Source organism: Algimonas ampicilliniresistens, assembly GCF_030159955.1.
GTDB lineage: Bacteria > Pseudomonadota > Alphaproteobacteria > Caulobacterales > Maricaulaceae > Litorimonas > Litorimonas ampicilliniresistens.
Map to the genome: position 1 here is coordinate 1,378,281 of NZ_BSNK01000002.1, position 23,506 is coordinate 1,401,786.

A 23,506-nucleotide genomic window follows, 5' to 3' on the forward strand; every position below is an offset into this window, starting at 1 on the left:
CCCACGGTTAACTATGTTTGTGAGGGCCGAAATGGGCGCTCTGTCTATATTCCCGCTGATGACCGTGCCGGTTGTCGTTTATAATATGCTGGCCTTGTCCGGGCAGGCTTTGTCGAGCGTGGAAGACATGCGCATACGTCTCGATACCGATTTCATGTCGGTGCCGATGGCAAGTGGGGTCAGCTGGTCAATTACCCCCGGTCATGCCCTGATTGGGCTAGCTCTGGTCTGCTTGTTTTTCGAACTGATCAAATCAACAGGCACGGGTCGTGCAGCGGTGATGAACCATGCGTTCTCCCTGATTCTATTCATTCTCTGCTTAGTGCAATTTTTACTTATGCCTGCCTTCGCGACCAGCGTGTTCTTCTTGATCGGAACGATGACCTTATTGGATGTCCTCGCCGGCTTCATGGTGACCATCGCGTCGGCCCGGCGTGATTTCGGCGTTGATGCCGCTTACGCAGATTAGCCGCTTGGACGCCTCTCACATCGCAGCGGATAAGGTCGCAGGCGAAGCCCGCTCCCCCCTGACCGAACCCGCGCTTCTGGCCGATGCCTTGGCACTGGCTGGCGCCTATGCATTTGAAATGGGCGAAGATGGCTATCTCGACTTTGCCGATGTGCCGAGCGTTGAACGGTTTATTGTCGAACGACCGGGTGAGCTGAGTACAGCGCAGAGTGATTGGGAAAACCGTCTGAGCGCTGAAGATATCCGCGCGCGTCGGCGGGCCATAAGCTCGCTGCGTTTCATCGGCGCGCGTTACCAAATCGATTATGCTTTGCGCGATGCGATGGGTGAAATCCGTTACGTCAGAGAAATTGCAGAGGCACAGGCCTGTGCCGACAATCGCGCGACTTTGATACGCGGCGTGATGATCGACCGGACCGATGATAGGCGAGCGGATGAGGCGATTGCTTGGCGTGCGCGTCACGATCCGCTGACACGACTGCCGAACCGCTCGGCTTTACAGGCGGACGCCACGCAAATGGCGGCACTCGGGGCGCGTGTTGGTGTTCCGGTTCATTTGATCCGATTGCGGCTTTCCAATCTCGATGCCCTGACCCTCAATTTCGGCGAAGATATGCGGGATCACCTCTTACGTGCGGCGGCAACCCGGATACACGGCGCCAAACGCGCGCCGGATTTAGTCGCGCGATTGGGCGGGGCCGATTTTGCCGTTTGCAGTCCGAATTCTGACCCTGAGACCTTGGCGCAGTTTTTACGCGCGACGGTCGCGGCCCAGCCCTACGCGACGCCCTTCGGACCCTTGGCGCTCGAAGTGACATGCAGCGCCGTCCCGCTGACGACAGTGGACGAAGCTTTGATGGCCACGCGCGAAGATTTTTCGAACAATGATGATGTTCCAGAGCGCGCTGCGGCAACAGCGGTCGATGTGCAGGCTCTGCTCGATAATGATCGGCTTAGCCTTGCCTTTCAGCCCATTGTACATGCAGGCTCAGGCGATCTGCACCATCATGAATGCTTGCTGCGCGTGCGGACCGATGATGGGCGGATTGAAAGTGCCTTCCGCGTTATTCTGGCGGCAGAAAAAGACGGCATGGTCGATCAGCTCGACACTCGGGCGCTGGATTTGGCAATCCCGCATTTGGAAGCCGACGACAGTGTTCACCTCGCTTTGAATGTGTCTGCCGGGACGATTGCAGATGATGAGGCCAGCGCGCGATATATTGATCGCCTGCGCGACCTTGGGGATGCTGCCGCGCGCCTAACGATTGAAATGACTGAAACCTTAGCCGTAGATGATCCGGCGAAAGCGTCGCGCTTTGCGGCTGAAGTCCGCGGGCTCGGCTGCCGCTTTGCAGTCGATGATTTTGGCTCGGGCCATACGAGTTTTCGTAATTTGCTCGCCGTCGAAGCGGACTCAATCAAAATTGATGGCAGCCTCGTGCTCGGCGTGGCGGTCGACGAGAATAAGCAGGCCTTCATTCGAATGATGGTTGATCTAGCCGCGACATTCTCCGTCGATACTGTGGCTGAGATGGTCGAAGATAAGGCCGACGCCCAGATTTTAGCCCGATTAGGTGTGAATTATCTGCAGGGATATTATTTTGGTCGTCCGGCGCCGTCTCCGGTTTGGAGTCGCATGACGGGTTAGGCCGGTCATGCTAAGGTTTCGACATGCGCGAGTCCGCCGAAAGTCTTGAGAGTTTCTATGCGAGTCCGCTCGGTCTGATGGCGCGGGATATGGCCTTGCGCCGATTGCGCACGCTGTGGCCGGATCTGGCAGGCTGTAACGCTCTCGGGTTTGGCTATACCGCGCCGATCCTGACCGCTTATCGTAAAAGCGCCAATCGGATTGTTCTGGTCAATCCGCGCGGGCAGGGGGCTATCGCTCATCGGTCTTCGCGCGGAGTCATGGCCTGTGTGGCGGATGAGGGTTTATTGCCCTTCTCGGACGCGACATTTGACCGGGTGCTTTGCGTCCATGCTGTGGAGGAAGCGGATGATCTTCCGGGTCTATTGCGCGAGCTGTGGCGCGTAACCCAGCCCGAAGGCCGTATTGTCGTGATCGCAGCCGGCCGCGCCGGCCTGTGGGCGCGTATGGACCATCTACCGTTCGGGGCCGGACGGCCCTTTTCACGCAACCAACTTCGCGCCCGCCTGATCAGCGCTGGGTTCCATCCGACCGTCGGATCGGGCGCACTATATGGTCCGCCACTGGCTCGCTTGTCGGGTCGAAAATTTGCGCATGGGTTTGAACGATTTGGCGAAACGGTCTGGCCCGGTTTTGCCGGATTGGTGATGGTCGAAGCGGTCAAGCGTCTCTATGTCGAACCGGACCGGCTAGAAGTGGCCAAGGTGCGCGCCCCTTTATTTGGGACATCGGCGCAACCGTCTGTCGAGAGGACCGAATGAGCAATCATTCTAAGAGTGCCAATCCTGACTTGGAACGCGTGCGGCGTGAAATCGACCGGGTGGACCGGGCGATGCTGGATCTGATTGCTGAACGGTTGGCGCTGTCCTCTGATGTGCGCAAAGCCAAAGCGGGGGCGAAGCTCTGGCGTCCGTCCCGTGAAGATAGTCATGTTTCTGATTTGGTCGAAATGGCGCAAAACACAGGCACTCCGCCTGCGCTAGTCTCGCGCATTTGGGCGGAATTGATGAGCGCGTCGATTTCTGTGCAAGGCTCAACCCGTCTGCATTTTGCGCTCGAAGGTGATACGCGCGCCAATCTCTCACTGATCCGAGATCGATTTGGCGGTAGCCTGCCCGTCTTGAGCTATCCGACCAGTTCGGCGGCGCTGGCCGCTGCCTATGCCGACGCGGAAGGGATCGCCGTCGTGCCCGCGCCAGGTGGGATGAATAATTGGTGGACCTCGCTTGCGCCGGGTGGCGCCATGCCCGACTTTAAGATTGTTGCGTCTCTGCCGCGGATTGGGACGGATGGTTGGCCGCAAGCTGTCGCTGTCGCGGCTATCGATCTTGATCTGGCAGAAGGACGCATTCTCTGTGCTGTGCGAGGCCAGAAAGGCGGAATGGCGGACGGACTATTGCGGGCTGAGAGCGGCGATCTGCGCCTTTACGAAATGTCGGACGTGGAAGCGGTGGAAAGCGACAGCATCATCGGCTACCTGCCGCCGCCTGTATTCCTTTAAGGTTGACCCATGTCGTTTGACTCACTTCTTATTATCGGTGGCGGGCTGATCGGTAGCTCGATTGCGCGCGCGGCCAAGTCCCGCGCCGGGGTTTCGACCGTCTGGATGGCTGATAAATCCGCCGATGTTATCGAGACGATTGAGCGGTTGGGTATTGCTGACGGTGTGGCCGAAGGGTCCGCTCATCACTTCGCGTCCAAAGCCGACCTGATCATTGTTTGTGTGCCACCCGGCAAAATCGCTGAGGTCGCCGCGGACATTTTACCCGTGATGAAAGCGGGGTCCGTTTTGTCCGATGTCGGGTCGATCAAGGGTGCCGTGATTACGGCCATGCGCCCGCATTTGCGCGACGATGTTTCGGTCATTCCCGGTCATCCGATTGCGGGCACGGAATTTTCGGGGCCGGAAGCGGGCTTTGCCGAACTGTTTGACCACCGCTGGTGTGTGCTGACGCCGATCAACCCGGATGATCCGGCCTTGCCGAAATTAACGGCATTTTGGGAGGCGCTTGGATCCGATGTCGCCATCATGGATCCTGACCGTCACGACACGGTTTTGGCGACAACCAGCCATGTCCCGCACCTGATCGCTTATACGCTGGTCGGCACTGCGGTCGATATGGAGACCGTGACGGGGGACGAAGTCGTCAAATTCTCAGCCGGCGGTTTTCGCGACTTTACGCGGATTGCGGCCAGCGACCCGGTGATGTGGCGCGACGTCTTCTTGTCTAATCGCGAGGCGACTTTGGAAGTGGTCGACCGTTTCATCGAAGATCTGACAGCACTCAAACGCGCTATTCGTTGGTCAGACGGCGAAACATTGCTCGACCATTTTGCTAAGACCCGAGATATTCGCCGCCGTATTGTTGAAAGTGGACAGGACGAACCCAACTTTGGACGAGATGATTAGGACATAGATATGCTGCAGATGCGACCGAACTGTGAACGCTGTGACACCGATCTTCCGGCGGATCAGCCGGGCGCGGTTATTTGTACATTCGAATGTACATGGTGTGATCGCTGCAATGAAGTGGCTCTCAAGGGCGTTTGCCCCAATTGCAAGGGTGATTTGATGCCGCGCCCGACGCGCAGCCTTGAGCTGTTGAAGAAGTTTCCCGCGTCAACAGAACGGATTGTGTCGAGTTAAATCTCTTCGGGCTGCGGCGAAGTCAGCTCCGGTTCTGGCAGCACGGGTTCTCGGGCCTGTCCATCGTCCGCTCGGCCGCGCGCCATAGCGAGCAGGAACTTGCCATATTCTGCCGACAGCCGCCGAAAACGGGCGCCATCATTCCACCAGCGCGCGTCGGATTCACTGCGCACCGGCACAGACGTAATACGCAGCTGAGCCATTTCATGACCGATTTCGACCTGTGCGCGCGGCATATGATAGGCTGAGGTCACCAAAATGACATGGTCATAGCCGAGCGCGTTGGCCCAGGCGGCAGTCTCGCGTGCGTTACCGCGCGTATCCAGCGCCGCATAATCGACGTCGAGGCAACAGGCTGCCGTTTCCTCTTTCACGCCAACCAGTCGTGACACAGTTTCGAGTGACAGGCTGGGGTTGACGCCGGAGACGAGCAAGCGCTCCCCAAGTCCCGATTCCAACAAAGCCCCACTCATTTCCAACCGCCCGCCACCGGCCCCAGTCCAGACGACGATACCATCGGCTTTGGGAAGGTTGTTCGGGGGATTAAGCCGGTCGACATAGCTGGCAAAGACGATGAACCCGCCCGCCACGCCGCCGATCAACATGGCAGCCAAAAAGCCGAACAGACGTCGCCAGCCACCGCCTTTTTTGGTGTTTGAGGATTTTCCGCTCACGCGCGTCGCCGTTCATAGGCGAGTTGACGCATTGCGGCCCATCCCGCGGAGCTGGCACAGATCAGCGCAAACAAGATCGCAAGACAGATGAGAGCGACCCCATCAAGAGCACCGTCCGTGAGCCCGCGCCAGCCGACAGACCCACGCGCAGGTCCCAGAGAGATAAGAAACCACAGCACGGCAGCCATGGCGGCCCCAATTCCGGCACCGATAAAACCGCGCCGGGCGGCTTGAGTTACGAATAGGCGTGCGATGAAGCCATCCGTCGCGCCCGCTTGGACGAGAACATGGATGATGTCGCGCTGGGCGGCGAGCCCGGCCCGGGTTGCAAACATGCTGACGGCAGTCGCTGCCAAGCCGATCAGGCCGAGTAAGACGATGCCAAACAGGACGAGACGCCCCACTGTGCGTTTTAACTGACCGGAAAAGCGCGAGTGATCATCAATGACCGTCCGCAGACCAGCCGCTTCGAATTGGGTCTCAAGACTTTCGGCCGGCAGTCTCACCTCGGAGTCGATTCGGATCACACCGGGGACGGGCAGGTCGTCAGGCAGGCCCGTGTCGCCAAGCCAGGGACGAAGCAAGCGTGCGGACTCGGCGCGGGAGAGGGATGTCATACGCGCATCATTGGGCAAGGCTCTGATCAGAATGTCCTGAGCCGCGCTCATTTGTGCGAAACGCTCTGCCTCGGTCATGATCAGTATTTGCACAGTCGAACTGCTGGAAAGCTGCGCGGTCCAGCGGTCCGACAGTCGATCCGCCCCCCGCGCAAACAATAGCGCCAGCGCGGCGAGGAAGGCCATCACGACAAGAACCGTGAGCAAAGCTCGACCCTGCTCCGGTCGCGCGGGCAGCAAAGTTTGGGGCGCGGCCATTTTGGCAGGCGTCGGCGCGCTGATATCGGTTGCCTCGATCATGCGACGACCTCCCTCACGCGACAACCATTGAGCCGAGACCCTCATGAAGTTCGCCGTCACGTAAATGAACGGTCCGGGCCGGGAATTCGCCAATGAGACCGTGGTCATGCGTGGCAATGAGAACCGTCGCGCCCATCCGGTTCATTTCTCCGAATAATCGCAACAGACGCCCGCCGATTTCTGGATCGACATTTCCGGTCGGTTCGTCGGCGATCAGCAAATCGGGTTTCGCGATCACTGCCCGCGCGATCGCGCAGCGCTGCTTTTCCCCGCCTGACAATGTTGGCGGCAGAGCATTCATCCGATGGCCGAGGCCAACCCAGTTGAGCAATTCGGTGACGTCCGGAATATAGCTGTCTCTCGGTTTACCCGCGACCCGTAGGGGAAGGGCGACATTCTCGAAGACGGAGAGGTGATCGATCAGACGAAAATCCTGCAACACAACACCAATGCGGCGACGCAACACCTGCAATTGGTTCTGCCGTAGCGTTGATACATCCTGCCCAAACAAATTGATCAGCCCGCGTGTCGGCATCAGCGACAAGTAACAGAGTTTCAGAAGGCTCGATTTCCCGGCTCCAGAGGGGCCGGTTAAAAAGGTGAAACTCCCTGCTGGCAGGGTTAGGTCAATATTCGACAAAACTTCAGGTCCACGGTCATATCGAAGACCGACACGGTGTAATTCTAGCGTATTGTCATCAGAGGGAATCATGACAGAGCAATTCGATGAAAAGGACAGTAGGTCAAATGTCTTTCGTTCGTTGGCTGGACAATCCGGGCGCGCTGGTCAAGAACACGAGTTATAGCGTGAATCGGGGGATGGGCTCAATGACTGGATTGTTACCACGCATACACGTGGGGGCCTGTTCGTGAGCGGGCTTGTCATTACATGTCCGGATTGCCAAACCAGCTATAACGCAGATGCCAATAGTATTGGAGAAAGTGGGCGTAATGTCCGCTGTGCGCGTTGTGGTGTGACTTGGTTTGTCCCGCCGCCAGATATTATCGATCAGCTCATCACGGACCCGGATGCTCTAGCGCATGCGGACAATGTCGCTGCCAGTCAGCCGGATGAGCCTGAAGTTCAATCCTCCAGCCCTATTTCTGATCCAATTCCACCGGTGGCGTCATCAGCGACACCCGCCTTTGCAGCGACATATCAGCCAGACAATGCGCCTGATCTGCCGTCCACATCGGCCTATCAAGATGAAGCTGGTCATCAGACGGAACCGACCTACCGGGATGAGCCACCCGTGGATGATCCGGGTCTAGCGCGACCTGATGCGATTGGCGCGGATGTGATGATGCGGGATATGGCCGACAGCGAGAAGCTCGCCCGTCGTCAGCGCACAATTCGGATCATTTGGGCTGTGCCTGTTTTGATCGTGCTGATCGCCGCCATCGCCGCCTGGTTCAACCGCCAGAGCATTGTAAACCGCATTCCGCAAATGGCGTCCGTCTACCAAATGCTCGGTGCGGATGTCAGGGCAGGTGGATTAGAAATTGTTCCACCAGATGCGCGCACTGTCCTTGTCGACGGGGCCTCTGTCATTCGCATTGAGAGTGCCGTTCGTAATCTCACGCGCAAAGCTAAGACCGTTCCATTGATCGAGCTGACCTTGCACGATGATGCAGGTCAGAGTTTGGCGCAATGGTATGTGGAGATTGGGTCGACCAAGTTAGCAGGCGGCGAAAGAATGGTTTTCACGTCCGAATATGCGGACCCACCAGCTGGCGCCGTCGGTCTGCGTTACCGTTTCGTCGGCGTTCCAAGCTAGGATTTAGACCTAGGGGATGATTGCGAGGCCGTCGCCTTGCTGTCCCGCTGAAAGACGTCGCAAGACCTCACCCGATCTGAAATCAATCTCTGCAACTGTGTCTGTACCCGTTTCGGCGGCATAGAGACGGGATCCATCGGCAGAGAATAAGAGCGTCACTTGCCCGGCGTTCTGTGATCCGCTGACCGGTATGGTGCGGACCACGTCACGGCTCGACACGTCAATCAAGGATAAGCCTCCATCAGCCAAGTTAGAGGTCACTGCAAACTGGCCGTCTGGTGAGATGACGAGTCTGAGCGGGAAGAGCCCGACCTCGATTGTTGCTTTTAGCTCCAGCGAGTCAGCGTCATAGATACGGACATGATTATCGCCGCGCGAAGAGACCCAGACTTCTGAGCCGTCGGGTGTGATGTCGATGCCTTCAGGCTCGACGCCCGCGGCCGCAGACACAATGGCGCCATCGGTTAAATCAATCCGGCTGAGCGTGCCCGCTCCCATATTCGCCGTAAAAGCGGTCTCTCCTGCAGGGTCGACCACGACCATATGTGTGCCGCGTTGGTTCGTTTTGATCGAGCGAACGGTCCGATCTGGTGACAGTAGGACGATGGATTGATTGCCTTCTGTCGTTGCAATGATGCGATTATCAGCCAGCCATTTCAGACCATGCGGTCGGGTGTCATCGCCGAGATCAATCGTTTGAACAATGGTGCGGGTCTCCACATCGAAAATGTCGATATCATTGTCGCCATAATTGACGACGGCGAATTGAGAGCCATCGGGGGACGGTGCGATTTCATGAGGGGCACGACCGCTCACCTCTGGGCGCGCAAGCTCTTCCCCGGTTTCAAGATCGATGAAGCTGACGCTGTTCTCGCCCTTATTCCCAACAAGTAAGAGCGGATTAGCGAGGGCGGGTATCGCCAGAAACGACAATGTCGCGCCAATCAGCCAATGTTTCATGATTTTGCCTTCTTCCGTGACTTGCGTTTTGCCTTGGGAACCCCTTCGCTGGCTAACGCATCAGCCCGTTCATTGCCGAAATCCCCTGCGTGACCTTTGACCCAGCGCCAGTCGATCTTTCGCGCGGCCGCAAGTTCATCCAATTCTTTCCACAAATCGACATTTTTGACGGGCTTTTTAGCCGCCGTCTTCCAGCCGCGTTTCTTCCAGCCGGGCATCCATTCCTGCAGACCTTTCAGCACATAGGTCGAATCAGAAAACAGCACGGTCTTGCCGGACCAGCTTGGTTTGATTGCTTTCAACGCTTCGATCACGGCCTGCATTTCCATGCGGTTATTGGTTGTGTCCGGATCGCCGCCCTTAAGTTCTTTTTGTTTGGAGCCGTGGAACATGACCACACCCCAACCGCCAGGGCCGGGGTTTCCAGAACAGGCACCGTCTGTGTAAATCACCAGCGCGCCGTCTAGGCTTTCGTCATCGCTGAGGCAGTCTGCGCTCACGCTGCCGTGCCAGCCGCGGGCAGTAATTGACGGGGCAGCCGGAACACAACCTGTTCCTTGGTCACTTCGACTTCGCGTAGGCTGACTTCATAGCGTGACCGCAGGGCGGCAATCACGCCGTCCATCAAATATTCTGGGGCCGACGCGCCAGCCGACAGGCCGATCGTGTCAGCGCTATCGACCTTATCCCAATCGATGCTTTCAGCCGAACTAATCAGATAGGCTTCATCTGCGCCGATATTTTGGCCAACTTCGACAAGGCGTTTAGAATTGGACGAGGTTTGTGATCCGATCACCAGCAGCAAGTCGCACTCTGCCGCAATGGCCTTTACCGCAGCTTGGCGGTTCGTCGTCGCATAGCAAATATCTTCCTTGTAAGGCAGGGCTAGGGTCGGAAAGCGGGACTGTAGAATCTCGATTAAATTCGCCGTGTCGTCCACGGAGAGCGTGGTTTGCGTCACCAAAGCCAGATTATCGGGATCGACAGGCTGGTAATTATGAGCGTCATCCTCGGTCTCGATCAAAGTGATTTCGCCCGGCGCCAACTGCCCCATGGTTCCAATCACCTCTGGATGTCCTTCATGGCCGATCAGCAGGATGTGTTTGCCATTGCTGTGATGGCGTTCGGCTTCGACATGGACTTTGGAAACCAGCGGGCAGGTCGCATCAAGAAAGTTCATCTCACGCGCGGCGGCGGCTTTGGGCACAGATTTCGGCACACCATGCGCTGAAAAGACGACGGGACGATCATCGGGACATTCATCCAGCTCTTCGACGAAAATCGCGCCGAGAGCCTCTAGTCGGGTTACAACATGTTTATTGTGGACGATTTCGTGGCGGACATAGACGGGCGCGCCGTATTTCTTGACGCTTTCCTCGACGATCTGGATAGCGCGATCAACGCCCGCACAAAACCCTCGCGGACTGGCCAAAAGAACAGTTTTCGCCTTGCGGCCTTCACTATTGACGGGGGTCGGGCTGGAAACGTTCATTCGGACCTGTCTTAAAGCTCTGTCACCTAAGCCTATTGGCGCAGCGTGGATGTTGCGCCGCCTTCGCCCGGCGGTTAAGCAGCGCCCTAACAGACGCGCCGTAACCCTGCCAAGGCCTGACCACTGTGGGTCAGGACCGGGGCGACAAAATGACTACGATTGATCCTGCAATGAAACAGATACTCACTATCGCGATTTTGGGCGCACTTACACTTGTTGGGTGTCGCTCGACAGCCGAAGTTTTGCAGATCGGCGAAGCGGCAGACCGGAATGTTGGACCCTGTCCACGCGCGTTCGCTCTTTACGATGCTGCCCGGATTGTTGAGTTCCGCGGGGGTGAACAGCGTTTTGATAATGTTGGCTTTACGGGTGAAATATCTAAAGTGACGTCGCTCTGCCGCTATGTTGGCGACAATCCGATTACGGGCGATGTTAACATCACCTTCAATCTGGGTCGGGGTCCGGCCACAGAGGGTCAATCCGAAGCTGTTTATCAATATTGGATGGCAATCACGCGTAAGAATATCGCCGTGATCGACAAACAAACTTTCCCGCTGCGTGTGACCTTCCCGGAAGGGCAAGACCGCATATCAGTGACAGAGACGATTCCCGACTATGAAATTGCGCGCGTGACCGAGACAACATCGGGCGAGAACTTTGAAATCATCGTCGGTTTCGAAGTCACTGAGGCGCAACGCGCGTTCAACGCTGAAGGCCGTCGCTTTCGCGTTTCCGCCGGACAGGAATAAACCTCGACATGACCCTGCAATCTAGCCTGTCCGACGCATTCGGTGAGGCCTTTGCCGCTTTAGGGCATGAAGCCTCCTTCGGAGCCGTTGTCGAGAGTATTAAGGGGGATGCCCCGTTTCAGTGTAACGGCGCTATGGCGGTTGCCGGAGCGGCTAAGAAGCGCGGTGAAAAGCTCAATCCGCGTGAGGTTGCGAGCGCGGTTGCAGAGCGGATGGAAAAACATCCTCTTGTTGGATCGCTTGAAGTCGCGGGTCCGGGATTTCTCAATATTACGCCTTCAGAAAAGGCGCTCACAGATACGGCACAAGCTCTCGCTGAAGACCCGATACGCGGGCTGGAAGCGGGCGCACAACTCTCTATCGTGATCGATTATGGCGGCGCGAATGTCGCCAAGCCAATGCATGTTGGTCATCTACGCAGCGCCGTGATTGGCGAGGCGCTTAAGCGTCTGATGCGCGCGCGTGGCCATACGGTCATCGGCGATGCGCATTTGGGTGATTGGGGTCTGCAGATGGGCCATCTCATTTCTGAGCTGGCGATTGAACAACCCAGCCTCGTCTATTTCGATCCGGACTATGAGGATAATTATCCTGACACGCCACCTGTTACGATGGACGATCTGGCGCGGCTCTACCCGAAAGCCTCCAACGCGGCCAAGGATGACGAAGACCGAATGGAACTGTCTCGGCTGGCGACGGCTGAATTACAGGCCGGACGGCCCGGATATCGCGCCCTGCTGGATCACTTCATCGCCGTATCGATTGCCGCGCTGAAAGAGGGATATGGCAAGCTCGGCGTCGAATTTGATTTGTGGAACGGCGAAGCCTGTGTCGATCATCTGATTCCCGATATGGTCGAGGAGTTTCGCAATAACGGATTGGCCGAGGAAGATGACGGCGCGCTGATCATTCGGGTTGAGCGCGACTCAGACAAAAAAGAGATGCCGCCTGTCATGCTACTCGCCAGTTCTGGCGCGGTCCTCTATCACACAACCGACCTCGCCACGCTGGTCGACCGCAAAGCGGAGATCGACCCCAATTTGATCCTCTATGTCGTGGATCAGCGCCAAGCTTTGCATTTCGAGCAGATCTTTCGCGCGGCCGTTAAAGCCGAATGGTTCCGCGATGAGCAGTTGGAACATATCGGCTTCGGCACCATGAACGGAACGGATGGAAAGCCCTTCCGGACCCGCGATGGCGGCGTGCTGCGCCTCGAAGATCTGATGGAAACCATGCAATCGGCGGCAGAGGCTCGCTTGGAAGAATCTGGGATTGGTGCGGACTTTGACGACGAAGAGCGCGCCGAAGTGGCGCGTCTGGTCGGTGTCGCAGCTTTGAAATTTGCCGACTTGCAGAACGGCCGCCTGACGAACTATGTCTTTGACCCAGACCGGTTTACGGCCTTTGAAGGCAAGACCGGTCCCTATCTCTTATACGCCGCTGTTCGGATCAAATCGATCCTACGCCGCGCCGAAGAAGAGGGCGCAGGTTTTGGTGATATCCATCCCGACCATGAGGCAGAAAGAGCTTTGGTGCTCGCGCTCGACGCCTATCCAAAAGCGATTGCTCTGGCGGCAGAAAAACGCGCGCCGCATTTCCTGTGTGATCATGTTTACGGTCTCGCTCAGACCTTTTCGCGTTTTTACACGAACTGCCCAATCCTTGTGGACGGCACGGCTGCCGACGTCCGCGCCTCACGCTTATCGCTGGCCAAGGCTACATTAGAACAGCTTGAGCATGGGCTGAACATCATCGGATTGGACGTGCCCGAGCGGATGTAGAGCAGGCGAGTTGTGCGTGACGCCTTGCCTGTCATTCATTAATGCGGCTGACGGGACCGATTGCCGGATGTGGCTTCCAAACACTCCGCATATATGTCCAAAATCTCGGCGCGGTTATTTTCGCCCCAGACGCCGACACCTTTGAGCTTAGAGAGAATTTCGAACGCGACTTCTTCTTTGGATTTGCCAGTCATGAGGCACCTTTGCTGTAATGCTATGCGCTGTTCTGTTTCACACAGACATTAAGCTTTTGATCGACCCGACTGATTGACTCCCCGGCGATTCGCGCGCATTTCGCGGTTTCTCCTGACCCACGGGAGAGAACAGGCGCTCGACGTCTGTCGCCGAAGGCGCAACCGCCGCCGGAAACGCTCAGGCAACCAGGACCGTGGGTCGGCTAAATTGCTGGAAAGTGGACCTATTGGTGAAAGGGTCCCGCCGACGGAGTAAATCTCTCAGGCCCAACGAGACAGCAGGTGGCACGGCGCGGATTTCCTCCGCGACTAGGTGCTCGACTATGGCGGATGATCTGAAAAAAACGGCCCTGCACGACATGCATGTCGATCTGGGCGCAAAAATGGTGCCGTTCGCGGGTTACGCCATGCCGGTGCAATATCCGATGGGCGTTATGAAAGAACATCTCCACACGCGGGATGCGGTCGGCCTGTTTGATGTCGGCCATATGGGACAGGTCTTCCTAGTCGCTGATGACAAGACGTTTGCGACGGCAGCGAAAGCGCTCGAAGCGCTCGTGCCCGCCTCAATCACTGATTTGGAGCCGGGACAACAACGTTACACGCAATTTCTGAATGAGGAGGGCGGCATTCTGGATGATTTGATGGTCAGTCGTATCAATATGCCTGGCCACGATCATATGATTTATCTGGTCGTCAATGCGGGCTGTAAGGATGCGGATTATGCACATCTACAGGCGCATATGCCGGATAATGTCGCGGTCAATGTGAAGGACGACACGCTCAGCCTCGTCGCCTTGCAAGGCCCGAAAGCGGTGGAGATCATCGCGCGTCTGAACCCTGATATCGCTAAGCTAATCTTCATGACCCACGGCGAATTTGAGCTGCAACTCCCCGATGGCGGGATTTACGCCCATGTCTCGCGTTCCGGATATACAGGTGAAGACGGCGTCGAAATTTCTGCCCACCACGATCACATGAAACGCCTAGTCGGCCATTTGCTGACGCAGGACGGTGTCGCGCCGATCGGACTTGGCGCGCGCGACAGTCTGCGCCTCGAAGCTGGGCTGTGCCTCTATGGTCATGATATCGACACGACCACGTCGCCGATTGAAGCGGGTCTGATCTGGTCCGTACAAAAACACCGTCGCTCGGGTGAGGGATATATGGGTGCAGCGCGGGTCGCCAATGATCTCAAGGTCAAGACACGCCGCCTCGTCGGTCTCAAACCCGAAGGCCGTGCACCGGCGCGCGAACATACGGAAATTCAGGATTTGGACGGGCAGACTATCGGCGAAGTGACGTCCGGTGGCTTTGGCCCCTCTGTCGGCGGCCCCGTCGCCATGGGCTATGTCGATGTGCCGCATAATAAGACGGGCACGACCGTCAATTTGATCGTTCGCGGCAAGCCGATGCCGGCAACTGTGAGCAAACTACCTTTCGTTCCCAACCGCTACTTCCGAGGAGAATAGTCGATGTTGAAATTCAGCAAGGACCATGAATGGGTCCGCCTTGACGGCGATGTCGCGACAGTCGGCATTTCAGATTATGCGCAAAAACAGCTGGGCGATGTCGTCTTTGTCGAACTGCCAGATGTGGGTCACGAGGTCGATGCAGGCGATGAACTCGCCGTGGTCGAGAGCGTCAAAGCGGCGTCTGAGGTTTACGCTCCCATCGCCGGGGAAGTGACCGAAGTGAATGCAGACCTCGAAGGGGCCCCAGAAACCGTAAACGCCGCGCCAATGGATGGCGGCTGGTTCGTCAAAATGAGTGTCAGCGATAAAAGCGCGCTCGATACACTGATGGATGAAGCGGCGTATAAGGAATATTGCGAGGGACTTTAAGGATGAAAAAGGGTCCGAAGACAGGCGTCGGTATCGCATTAGGAATTTCCATCGGGACGGCTGTTGGCGTCGCAACAGGCAATCTCGGTCTTTGGCTTGCGGTGGGCATTGCGATCGGCGCGGGTCTAGGCGTGGCGATGTCAGGCAAAACCTCTGAAAAAACCGATGACAATTCTTCGGCGGATGACGGCGTAGATGACTAAACTTCTCCCGTTTCTCTTCGGCGCTTTGGCGCTGATCCATGCGTTGCCCGCCATGGCTGTCATCGCGCCTGCGCGCCTGTCTTCGCTCTATGGGTTTGACGCGAGCGACACCGTTTTGACGACGCTATTGCAGCACCGTGCTTTGCTGTTTGCGATCCTGTCAGCGGCGCTGATCTATGCGATTTTCATCCCGTCCGCGCGCTGGCCCGTATTGATTGGGACGGGTGTCAGCATGGGTGGATTTCTGGTGATTGCATGGGCGCACGGTGAAATGTCTGGCGCGCTGCGCCCCATCGTTTTGGCTGACGTGATCGGTTTGGTGATTGCCGTTTTAGCCGCAGTCTGTCTCTGGAAGGGTGCGGCATGAGCAATAAATGGCTCCGTATTATTGCCCTGCTCGCCGCCATCATCGCGGCTCCCGCCCTAGCGGGTTTGGTCTATCTTGAGCCCGCATGGCTTGATCTGCTCGCATCGGCCGCAATCGGTGCGATTACTGGCCTGACCGTTCTCTTTCTTTTCAAACGTCTTCCCGTCGACAAACAGGATAAATAGATGCGTTACCTTCCTTTGACCGATAGCGATCGGGCGCAAATGCTCGACGTGGTCGGTGTCAGTTCCATTGATGATCTGTTCCAGGATGTGCCGAAATCGGCGCGTCTGTCGGATCTGGTGGATCTGCCGAAACATCAATCTGAACAAGCGGTTGAGCGCCATATGGGCAAGCTGTCGGCCAAGTCCGTCTCAGCCGGATCGGTACCGTTTTTCTGTGGGGCGGGGGCCTATCGCCACCATATTCCGGCGACTGTCGATCACCTGATCCAGCGCTCAGAATTCCTGACCGCCTACACGCCGTATCAGCCCGAAGTCAGCCAAGGCACGCTGATGACCCTGTTCGAATTTCAAAGCCAGGTCGCGGCGCTGACCGGCATGGATGTAGCCAACGCCTCCATGTATGACGGTTCGACCGCCTGTGCCGAAGCGGTGGTTATGGCCAAGCGCGTGACGCGCAAGACCAAGGCCGTGCTCGCGCCGGGTCTGCACCCGCATTACGCTGCCGCGACGCAAACGCTCGCCTCAACCCTCAATATTCAGATCAATGAGCGTGACTGCCGTCCGGGTCGTGATGATCACATGATCGACCATATTGATGACGACACGGCCTGCGTCGTGGTCCAATCGCCCAATGTTTTCGGTGAGATCATTGATCTGCGCCCGATTGCCGAAAAAGCCCACGCGCATAAGGCGCTGCTGATCGCTGTGTTCACAGAGCCGGTCGCGCTGGCCGCAATTACGCCGCCGGGCGAACAAGGCGCAGATATTGTTGTCGGCGAAGGGCAAGGGATTGGCGTTGGCCTGAACTTTGGCGGGCCGCATGTCGGTCTGTTTGCCTGCACGCAAAAGCTGGTGCGCCAAATGCCGGGCCGGGTCTGCGGCGAAACGGTCGACGCCAATGGCGAGCGCGGGTTCGTGCTAACGCTGTCCACGCGCGAACAACATATCCGCCGCGAAAAAGCGACGTCCAACATTTGCACCAATTCGGGCCTCTGCGCGCTGGCGTTTACGATCCATATGACGCTGCTCGGCGAAGCCGGGATCACGCGACTGGCGGCGCTCAACCACGAAGCGGCGTGCGATCTCGCGGATCGGCTGTCAGCTATCGACGGGGTGGAGTTGGTCAATGACACCTTCTTCAACGAATTCACGCTGAAACTCTCCAAACCCGCCGCAGAGGTGGTCGATGCGTTGGCCGAGAAGAACATTCTCGGCGGTGTCCCGCTCACCCGCATTCAACCGGACGGCGACGCGCATCTGCTGCTCGTCTGTGCGACCGAAACCAATCACACGGATGACTTCGCCGCCTTTGAGACGGCTCTGAAGGAGGTGCTGTCATGAATAACCAAGGCCGCCCCACATCACCGACAGCATTGAACGCTGTTACCCCGCACACTGTGTCGGGTTCCAAAGCGCTCGACCAAGCCGTGAAGCTGATTTTCGAAGTCGGGGATCTGGAAACAACCGGGATCGACCTACCCGAGCCTAAAGGTGGTAAAAGCCGCCTCGGTGCAAATGCGCGCCAAGGCACGATCGGTCTGCCCGGCCTGTCTGAACCCGAAACCATGCGCCACTATGTGCGGCTGAGCCAAAAAAACTACGCCATCGATCTCGGCGTCTATCCGCTCGGCTCTTGCACGATGAAGCATAATCCGCGCCTGAACGAAAAAGTCGCGCGCATGCCCGGCTTTGCCGATGTGCATCCGCTGCAACCGATCAGCACCGTGCAAGGCGCGCTGGAGCTGATGAGCGAGCTGTCGCATTGGCTAATGACGCTTTGCAACATGCCCGCCGTCGCGCTGACGCCCAAAGCGGGCGCGCATGGCGAATTGTGCGGCATGATGGCGATCCGCGCGCGGCTCGACGCGGATGGTCAGACGCAGCGCCGCCGCGTTCTGGTGCCAGAAAGCGCCCACGGCACCAACCCGGCAACCGCCGTGCAATGTGGCTTCACCGTCGACGAAATCCCGGCATCCGGCGATGGCCGCGTCAATCTCGACGCGCTGAAAGAGAAGATCGCCAGCGACCCGGACACGGTCGCGGGCATCATGCTGACCAACCCGAATACGTGCGGCCTGTTCGAGCGTGATATTATCGAAATTGCCGACCTGATCCACGCGGCGGGCGGCTATTTCTATTGCGACGGCGCGAACTTCAACGCCCTCGTCGGCCGCGTCCGTCCGGGCGACCTCGGCGTCGATGCGATGCATATCAATCTGCACAAGACGTTTTCCACCCCGCATGGCGGCGGCGGTCCCGGCTCCGGCCCGACTGTGCTGTCCGACGCGCTCAAAGACTATGCGCCCGTGCCTTATGTGGTGGAAACAAAAGAGGGCTATGACCTCGTCGAAGCGGTGGATAGCGACAGCTTCGGCCGCATGTGCGCCTTCCACGGCCAAATGGGCATGTATACGCGCGCCCTGACCTATATGATGAGCCACGGCTCTGACGGTCTGCGCCAAGCGACCGAGGATGCGGTGCTGAACGCCAACTATGTCCAAGCGTCGCTAAGCGATGTGATGACCCCGGCCTTTGGCGGCGTCTGCATGCACGAAGCCCTATTCGATGACCGCTTCCTCAAAGATACGGGCGTGGAAACACTCGATTTCGCCAAGGCGATGATCGACGAAGGCTACCACCCCATGACCATGTATTTCCCGCTCGTCGTCCACGGTGCGATGCTGATCGAACCGACGGAAAGCGAAAGCAAGCAAGAGCTAGACCGCTTCATCGGCTCCATGCGTCACCTCGCAGAAAAGGCGAAAGCGGGAGAGACAGAAATGTTCAAACAGGCTCCGGTCTACGCGCCGATGCGGCGTCTGGATGAGACCCAAGCCGCGCGGAAACCCGTGTTGCGGTGGCGCGAGCTGGAGGATGGGAAGCTGGCGGCGGAGTAGGATACTGATTTACGAATTGGCTTCGTGCTTATGGGTTTATCAAGATTGTAACGATCAAATAGTTTTCCGGATATAATTCTAACGCCGAGATTATTGTCAAAAGGGAAAAGATGAACTTTTGGGATCATGTGTCAGAAAAGAAAATAACCTCACCCGAGAATGAGGTGGAGAATGCAGAACCATCGATCGATGAGTTCGCAAAGATGGCGCAGAGCGTTCAACATTTGTGTCAGGTTGGCAGTATCTCAGCTCGAGGGTTCATTGAACGTCCTGATGATAACTATGAACGTAATCGTTACGAGGGACTTCGCGACCAGGCTGTCACTTTAGTCCTGCAAATCCATGATGGCTTTTTGCAAGGTTTTGCCATCCATCAACTTGCAAAGCTGTGTCGAGAAGCAAATCAGGTCAGCTATGTCAGACCATTTTTTGCTGCTATAGAAGACGAGTTTATTCGAAGTAAAATTATGGAAGACGTCCCTGAATTAGAAGAAGGGGAATAGGCTCTACCTTACTTTTTATTTCTCCCTAAACTAATCCCCGCTTATCATTTCCGTGGTCTGTTAGGCTCACCCGCTCCGGACACGAAGGAGGCATGCTCTTTGGTTTTGGCGGGTGTTTGGTTGGCTGATCTGTCTGCGAGATCATGAGGCGCAGTCAGGTCCATCCGGCAAAGTGATCGATGATGGCTTTCGGGCGTGAGCGAGCTGTGACGCGGTCAGGCCGTCCTGTGGACGGACTGGCTAGGAACCGGACCGGCAATCAGCCGGGTCGGATATCCAGCGCACAGTGCGTCCCTCGAAAGACAGGGGGCAGGCGGGTGTGCGTCGAAAGCGCATTTCTCGTCTAACTCCCTCCCGGCGTGTGCTCATGGTGGGCCGTCGGTAGACACGACGCTTTTGATCGGGTGTGCCAACCGAGCGCGCGGACGTTTGTCTGTCGTAAAACGGTATTTCCTTTGTCATCCGTCGATGGGTGGCGTCCGCGCTCGTGTCACTTCACGGGATTTGCAGACATTGGCCGACCCCGTGATGGGCGGTAGGACGTGGACGTGTGCCGTCTCATCCATCACGACTATGATTTGACCCGCGTCCGTTCTGCCCTAGAGTCGATCCGAGGATGAGGGGCCGCATATGAAATTTCGGATCAGTTTGATTTTGGGCATTTTGGTGCTGATGGGCGGTGCGTTTATTGGGCTGCGGCCCATGCTCGCCCCGGCCTTATTTGAGCGGGCCGTCGCGCAGCGCATGAGCGTGGACCGGGTCGCGGATTTGGGTCCGGGCCTGCATGTTGTCTTGATCGGCACGGGCGCGCCCTTGCCCGATCCGAGCCGGGTTGGCCCGATGACCGGGGTTGTTGCGGATGGGCGGCTGTTTATTTTCGATGCGGGCGGCGGCGCCGTGCGCCGGATGGGCGAGATCGGCTTTCCGGGCGGGCAGGTCGAACGCGCCTTTCTGACCCATTTGCATTCCGATCATATTGACGGGCTGGGCGAGCTGATGCTGCAACATTGGGCTGGCGGTGGGGCAGATGCGCCGCTGCCCATTGCCGGACCGGACGGGGTGGAGGATGTCGTGGCGGGGCTGATGCAAGCCTATGCGCGCGACCGTGATTTTCGCATTGCGCATCACGGCGAAGCGGTCGTGCCGCCGTCGGGCTTTGGCGCGGTGGCCGAGGTGATCACGCCCGGTGTGGTCTATGATGACGGTTCGGTGCGGGTGATCGCATTTCTAGCGGAGCATGCCCCGGTCAGCCCGGCCCTCGGCTATGTCGTCACCCATGCGGGTAAAACCGTCGTGTTGACGGGGGACAGCACGGCCAATGTGTCCCTGCCGCCGGAGGCGCGAGGCTCGGACCTGTTGCTGGCCGAGGCCCTGAATGTCGATATGGTGGGGACGTTGGAAGCGGCGGCGCGGGCGACGGGCAATGACCGGCTCGCCAAGATTTTCTTCGACATTCCCGATTATCATATGACTCCGAAGGGTGCGGCGGAGTTGGGACAGCGGATCGACGCGAAGCGCACTGTGCTGACCCATCTGGTGCCAGCAGCCCCGAACCGGATGGCGGAGCGGTTATTTCTCGGCGATGCAGACGCGGAGATTGGCCGCGACGGCATGGTGATTACGCTGCGGGACTAGGTGAACAGGCGTTTGCGTCCGGATCGGGCGAGATTGATCAGCGGTTTCTCGATGAACCGATAGGTCAGCCCCGCGACGATCAGCGCGCCGCTGAGCATGATGAGGATCAACAGCGGGGATGGCAGGTCTTGCAGGCCCGCCATTTGCCAAAGCTTCGACAGGGCGACCAAGCTCAGCAAATGGGTGAGGTAGAGCGAATAGCTCCAATCGCCGAGCGTGACTGCAAAGCGCGGGGCTTTGACTTTGCTGTGGTCGAGCCATGCTGCGCCGAGCACCAGCGCGCCAGCGGGCAGGGTCAAGCGCAGCACACGCGGCCAGCCATCCTCAAACGGTACGGCGGAGAATATCCACATCCCCATGCCGATCAAGCCGAAGAGGATCAGGGCCAGCGAGACAGTCTTGTCACCCGTGCGGGTCAGATAGAGCCAGCCGACCGCCGCGCCCGCGAGGAATTCGAATACGAGCGGATTGAACAGGTGAAAGGCGATCGCTGTGGAGGTGACAGATAGGGCCGGGATCTGGCTCTGCCAGCTGAACAGATTACCCGCCAACGCGATCGCTGCCCATACGAGCAGGCCGAGCGGACGAAACCGACGCGGGAGGAACAGCAGCAGAGCGAAGAGGACGTAGAACATCATCTCGTAAACTAGGGTCCAACCGACTTCGAGCAGCGGGTAAGCCCAACCCGGTATCAGGAACAGCGTATTGATGACGGTGGGATTGTTGGGGGAGCTGGAGAAGACCAGATCGGGCCGAACCAGCCAGACGGCGAACAGGGCTGCTGTCACAACCCAGTAGAGCGGGTAAATCCGGGTTGCGCGCGCGAACAGAAATTCCGGCACGCGCCCCAGCATACGGTTTTGGCCGCCACCTGCCTGCCAGTCACGCGTGACATAGACCATGATGAAGCCGCTAATGACGAAGAACAGGTCCACGCCCATCATGCCCCAATCGAGACTGCTGGGTAGAATAGGGTTCGTCGCTGTCCGACCCTCAATCAGAGCAAGGTGAGCAAACAGAACCAGCATCGCGGCCAGACCGCGCAGGGCCTGAACATGATCCAGACGGGATGGGGTGGCGATGGCCATGTCGTCCGCCATGTCAGAGCGGGCCGCGCAAATCCAGTCTGCTTGTCGGCTGGACGTGCTGCAGAGCCTATCTTCAAGCTTACGGGTAGATGACAGCTGGGTCACGCTCTTCACGCTCGCGTTATATCGGCGTCCGCGCGGCTTTGGGACGCGTAGCTATGACAGGTTCGCATCCCCGGACCGACTAAAACCTATCGGAGACACCCGACCATGACATTTAAGCCCCTCCTTGCAGCCGCACTCCTCGCGACGACGGCAATCGCCGCTCCGGCATTTGCTGGTACGAAAATGAAAACTGAGATGAGCGCGACCCCAACGTCGAACATCGTTGAAACCGCCGTTTCTGTTGACGCGCTGTCCACGCTCGTCGCGGCTGTTCAAGCTGCCGATCTTGCGGGTGCTCTATCGGCAGACGGTCCGTTCACCGTCTTCGCCCCAACTAATGACGCATTCGGCGCCCTACCAGCGGGCACAGTCGACACGCTGCTGAAACCGGAAAACAAAGGCACGCTGTCCAACATCCTGACCAGCCATGTTGTCGCCGGATCCTATGATGCGGCGTCAATTATCGCGCTGGCCAAAGCCAATGACGGTAAAGCCAAGCTGACAACCCTGTCGGGCGCCGAGCTCAAAGCCTATGTCAAAGACGGCAAAGTCTATGTGAAGGACGAAAATGGCGGCAAGGCCACTGTAGCAACGGCTGATGTTCAGACTTCCAATGGTGTTGTGCATGTCGTGACGTCGGTTTTACTGCCGAAATAACACTCGATCACAGATCAAAAAGAAAGGCCCGGTCGTTATAAACGACCGGGCCTAATTGTTTGGGGAGTTAAACCGAATTAGCGCGGGGCGCGCTTCGCCAGAATACGCTGTAATGTGCGGCGATGCATATTCAGACGGCGCGCCGTCTCAGAAACATTTTTGCCGCACAGCTCATAAACCCGCTGGATGTGTTCCCAGCGGACCCGGTCGGCGCTCATCGGGTTTTCCGGCGGTTCCGGTGTTTCGCCGCGTTCAGCCAGCAAGGCCTTACAGACGTCGTCGGCATCGGCAGGTTTGGCGAGGTAGTCGACAGCGCCGCGCTTCACGGCGGACACTGCGGTTGCGAGATTGCCATAGCCGGTCAGCATGACCATCTTGCTGTCGGGTCGGGCTTCGTGAAGCTGTTCGATCACGTCTAATCCATTGCCATCTTCTAACCGCATGTCGAGTACGGCGAAGGCAGGTGGATTGTCACGAACTTCGCGTTTGGCTTCGAACACAGTTTCACAGGTTCTGACGTCAAAGCCGCGTTGTTCCAAGGCACGTCCGAGCCGGATGCGAAGCGGCGCATCATCGTCTAGGATCATCAGCGTGTGATCGTTGGGTAGCGTATATTCGCTCATCTTATATCCTCTTCTAAGATGAATACGGACGAAATGTCGCGATGGCTTGGTTCGGTCGTAGAAAAGAACAGTTTATCAGCTATCTGATGC

At 57.7% G+C, this 23,506-nt stretch carries 28 protein-coding genes and 1 riboswitch; of the genes, 19 read left to right on the forward strand and 9 right to left on the reverse strand.

Annotated elements, in window-relative coordinates:
- Positions 1–31: 31 nt before the first annotated feature.
- Genes QQL54_RS14475 through QQL54_RS15485 form a run of 6 tightly spaced genes read left to right on the forward strand, consistent with a single transcriptional unit; the run spans position 32 to position 4,764 of the window.
- Positions 32–469 carry a hypothetical protein gene (locus tag QQL54_RS14475; protein ID WP_284392070.1) on the forward strand — a complete coding sequence of 146 codons (438 nt, stop codon included), beginning with the start codon at positions 32–34 and terminating at the stop codon, positions 467–469.
- Positions 450–2,117, forward strand: a complete 1,668-nt coding sequence (locus QQL54_RS14480) for an EAL domain-containing protein (protein WP_284392073.1) — start codon at positions 450–452, stop codon at positions 2,115–2,117. Before QQL54_RS14475 ends, QQL54_RS14480 begins: the two co-directional genes overlap by 20 nt.
- 23 nt (positions 2,118–2,140) lie before the next feature.
- Complete coding sequence (locus tag QQL54_RS14485; RefSeq protein ID WP_284392076.1) at positions 2,141–2,878, forward strand: class I SAM-dependent methyltransferase; 738 nt, start codon at positions 2,141–2,143, stop codon at positions 2,876–2,878.
- Entirely contained in the window at positions 2,875–3,618 is a 744-nt protein-coding gene (locus tag QQL54_RS14490) for a chorismate mutase (RefSeq protein ID WP_284392078.1), read from the forward strand. The genes QQL54_RS14485 and QQL54_RS14490 overlap by 4 nt, the downstream gene beginning before the upstream one ends.
- A 9-nt stretch (positions 3,619–3,627) precedes the next feature.
- Positions 3,628–4,527: a prephenate/arogenate dehydrogenase family protein gene (locus QQL54_RS14495; RefSeq protein WP_284392080.1), complete on the forward strand. Its 900-nt coding sequence runs from the start codon at positions 3,628–3,630 to the stop codon at positions 4,525–4,527.
- A gap of 9 nt (positions 4,528–4,536) precedes the next feature.
- On the forward strand, positions 4,537–4,764 hold the full coding sequence (locus tag QQL54_RS15485) for a DUF1272 domain-containing protein (protein WP_348520738.1): 228 nt from the start codon (positions 4,537–4,539) through the stop codon (positions 4,762–4,764).
- On the opposite strand, the gene QQL54_RS14500 is transcribed toward QQL54_RS15485, so the two are convergent.
- From QQL54_RS14500 to ftsE, 3 genes are read right to left on the reverse strand one after another with little or no spacing between them, the layout of a single operon-like run.
- The gene (locus QQL54_RS14500) at positions 4,761–5,438 is read right to left on the reverse strand and encodes a YdcF family protein (RefSeq protein WP_284392083.1); all 678 of its coding nucleotides are present in this window, start codon (positions 5,436–5,438) and stop codon (positions 4,761–4,763) included. The two genes, QQL54_RS15485 and QQL54_RS14500, sit on opposite strands and share 4 nt — an antisense overlap.
- The gene (locus tag QQL54_RS14505; protein WP_284392086.1) at positions 5,435–6,355 is read right to left on the reverse strand and encodes a cell division protein FtsX; all 921 of its coding nucleotides are present in this window, start codon (positions 6,353–6,355) and stop codon (positions 5,435–5,437) included. Before QQL54_RS14505 ends, QQL54_RS14500 begins: the two co-directional genes overlap by 4 nt.
- Positions 6,356–6,368: 13 nt before the next feature.
- Entirely contained in the window at positions 6,369–7,067 is a 699-nt protein-coding gene (gene ftsE / locus QQL54_RS14510; RefSeq protein ID WP_284392089.1) for a cell division ATP-binding protein FtsE, read from the reverse strand.
- A gap of 157 nt (positions 7,068–7,224) precedes the next feature.
- Between ftsE and QQL54_RS14515 the strand changes: the two genes are divergently transcribed.
- Positions 7,225–8,133, forward strand: a complete 909-nt coding sequence (locus QQL54_RS14515; RefSeq protein ID WP_284392091.1) for an MJ0042-type zinc finger domain-containing protein — start codon at positions 7,225–7,227, stop codon at positions 8,131–8,133.
- Between the two features lie 9 nt (positions 8,134–8,142).
- Here the strand turns inward: QQL54_RS14515 and QQL54_RS14520 are convergent, their stop codons facing one another.
- The 3 genes from QQL54_RS14520 to ispH are packed head-to-tail and all read right to left on the reverse strand — an operon-like array spanning position 8,143 to position 10,585.
- Positions 8,143–9,093: a beta-propeller fold lactonase family protein gene (locus QQL54_RS14520; RefSeq protein WP_284392093.1), complete on the reverse strand. Its 951-nt coding sequence runs from the start codon at positions 9,091–9,093 to the stop codon at positions 8,143–8,145.
- Entirely contained in the window at positions 9,090–9,593 is a 504-nt protein-coding gene (gene rnhA / locus QQL54_RS14525; protein WP_284392099.1) for a ribonuclease HI, read from the reverse strand. Before rnhA ends, QQL54_RS14520 begins: the two co-directional genes overlap by 4 nt.
- Positions 9,590–10,585: a 4-hydroxy-3-methylbut-2-enyl diphosphate reductase gene (ispH, locus tag QQL54_RS14530; protein WP_284392101.1), complete on the reverse strand. Its 996-nt coding sequence runs from the start codon at positions 10,583–10,585 to the stop codon at positions 9,590–9,592. Before ispH ends, rnhA begins: the two co-directional genes overlap by 4 nt.
- 170 nt (positions 10,586–10,755) lie before the next feature.
- Between ispH and QQL54_RS14535 the strand changes: the two genes are divergently transcribed.
- Together QQL54_RS14535 and argS are read left to right on the forward strand one after the other, a co-directional pair.
- Entirely contained in the window at positions 10,756–11,334 is a 579-nt protein-coding gene (locus QQL54_RS14535; RefSeq protein WP_284392103.1) for a hypothetical protein, read from the forward strand.
- Positions 11,335–11,342: 8 nt separating this feature from the next.
- On the forward strand, positions 11,343–13,115 hold the full coding sequence (argS, locus tag QQL54_RS14540) for an arginine--tRNA ligase (protein ID WP_284392105.1): 1,773 nt from the start codon (positions 11,343–11,345) through the stop codon (positions 13,113–13,115).
- Positions 13,116–13,153: 38 nt separating this feature from the next.
- Here argS and QQL54_RS14545 read toward each other — a convergent pair whose 3' ends face one another.
- Positions 13,154–13,309, reverse strand: a complete 156-nt coding sequence (locus QQL54_RS14545) for a hypothetical protein (protein ID WP_284392107.1) — start codon at positions 13,307–13,309, stop codon at positions 13,154–13,156.
- A 110-nt stretch (positions 13,310–13,419) separates the two neighbouring features.
- A riboswitch (glycine riboswitch) is annotated at positions 13,420–13,514 on the forward strand.
- 118 nt (positions 13,515–13,632) lie between these two features.
- On the opposite strand from QQL54_RS14545, the gene gcvT reads away from it, so the two are divergent.
- The 9 genes from gcvT (at position 13,633) to QQL54_RS14590 (ending at position 20,943) form a co-directional block, all read left to right on the forward strand.
- Complete coding sequence (gene gcvT, locus QQL54_RS14550; protein ID WP_284392109.1) at positions 13,633–14,781, forward strand: glycine cleavage system aminomethyltransferase GcvT; 1,149 nt, start codon at positions 13,633–13,635, stop codon at positions 14,779–14,781.
- A gap of 3 nt (positions 14,782–14,784) precedes the next feature.
- Positions 14,785–15,153: a glycine cleavage system protein GcvH gene (gcvH, locus tag QQL54_RS14555; protein ID WP_284392111.1), complete on the forward strand. Its 369-nt coding sequence runs from the start codon at positions 14,785–14,787 to the stop codon at positions 15,151–15,153.
- 2 nt (positions 15,154–15,155) lie between these two features.
- Positions 15,156–15,356: a glycine zipper domain-containing protein gene (locus QQL54_RS14560; protein WP_284392113.1), complete on the forward strand. Its 201-nt coding sequence runs from the start codon at positions 15,156–15,158 to the stop codon at positions 15,354–15,356.
- Positions 15,349–15,723, forward strand: coding sequence for a hypothetical protein (locus QQL54_RS14565; protein ID WP_284392115.1), 375 nt, complete (start codon positions 15,349–15,351; stop codon positions 15,721–15,723). Before QQL54_RS14560 ends, QQL54_RS14565 begins: the two co-directional genes overlap by 8 nt.
- Positions 15,720–15,908, forward strand: a complete 189-nt coding sequence (locus tag QQL54_RS14570) for a hypothetical protein (RefSeq protein WP_284392117.1) — start codon at positions 15,720–15,722, stop codon at positions 15,906–15,908. The genes QQL54_RS14565 and QQL54_RS14570 overlap by 4 nt, the downstream gene beginning before the upstream one ends.
- Complete coding sequence (gene gcvPA / locus QQL54_RS14575) at positions 15,909–17,249, forward strand: aminomethyl-transferring glycine dehydrogenase subunit GcvPA (RefSeq protein ID WP_284392120.1); 1,341 nt, start codon at positions 15,909–15,911, stop codon at positions 17,247–17,249.
- Positions 17,246–18,805, forward strand: coding sequence for an aminomethyl-transferring glycine dehydrogenase subunit GcvPB (gcvPB, locus tag QQL54_RS14580; RefSeq protein ID WP_284392122.1), 1,560 nt, complete (start codon positions 17,246–17,248; stop codon positions 18,803–18,805). The genes gcvPA and gcvPB overlap by 4 nt, the downstream gene beginning before the upstream one ends.
- A 110-nt stretch (positions 18,806–18,915) precedes the next feature.
- Positions 18,916–19,308 carry a hypothetical protein gene (locus QQL54_RS14585; RefSeq protein WP_284392124.1) on the forward strand — a complete coding sequence of 131 codons (393 nt, stop codon included), beginning with the start codon at positions 18,916–18,918 and terminating at the stop codon, positions 19,306–19,308.
- Between the two features lie 630 nt (positions 19,309–19,938).
- The gene (locus QQL54_RS14590) at positions 19,939–20,943 is read left to right on the forward strand and encodes an MBL fold metallo-hydrolase (protein ID WP_284392126.1); all 1,005 of its coding nucleotides are present in this window, start codon (positions 19,939–19,941) and stop codon (positions 20,941–20,943) included.
- On the opposite strand, the gene QQL54_RS14595 is transcribed toward QQL54_RS14590, so the two are convergent.
- Entirely contained in the window at positions 20,940–22,136 is a 1,197-nt protein-coding gene (locus QQL54_RS14595) for an acyltransferase family protein (protein WP_284392127.1), read from the reverse strand. The two genes, QQL54_RS14590 and QQL54_RS14595, sit on opposite strands and share 4 nt — an antisense overlap.
- Before the next feature lie 105 nt (positions 22,137–22,241).
- Between QQL54_RS14595 and QQL54_RS14600 the strand changes: the two genes are divergently transcribed.
- The gene (locus tag QQL54_RS14600; RefSeq protein ID WP_284392129.1) at positions 22,242–22,793 is read left to right on the forward strand and encodes a fasciclin domain-containing protein; all 552 of its coding nucleotides are present in this window, start codon (positions 22,242–22,244) and stop codon (positions 22,791–22,793) included.
- A 77-nt stretch (positions 22,794–22,870) separates the two neighbouring features.
- Here QQL54_RS14600 and QQL54_RS14605 read toward each other — a convergent pair whose 3' ends face one another.
- Complete coding sequence (locus QQL54_RS14605) at positions 22,871–23,416, reverse strand: ActR/PrrA/RegA family redox response regulator transcription factor (RefSeq protein WP_284392132.1); 546 nt, start codon at positions 23,414–23,416, stop codon at positions 22,871–22,873.
- Positions 23,417–23,506: the final 90 nt, after the last annotated feature.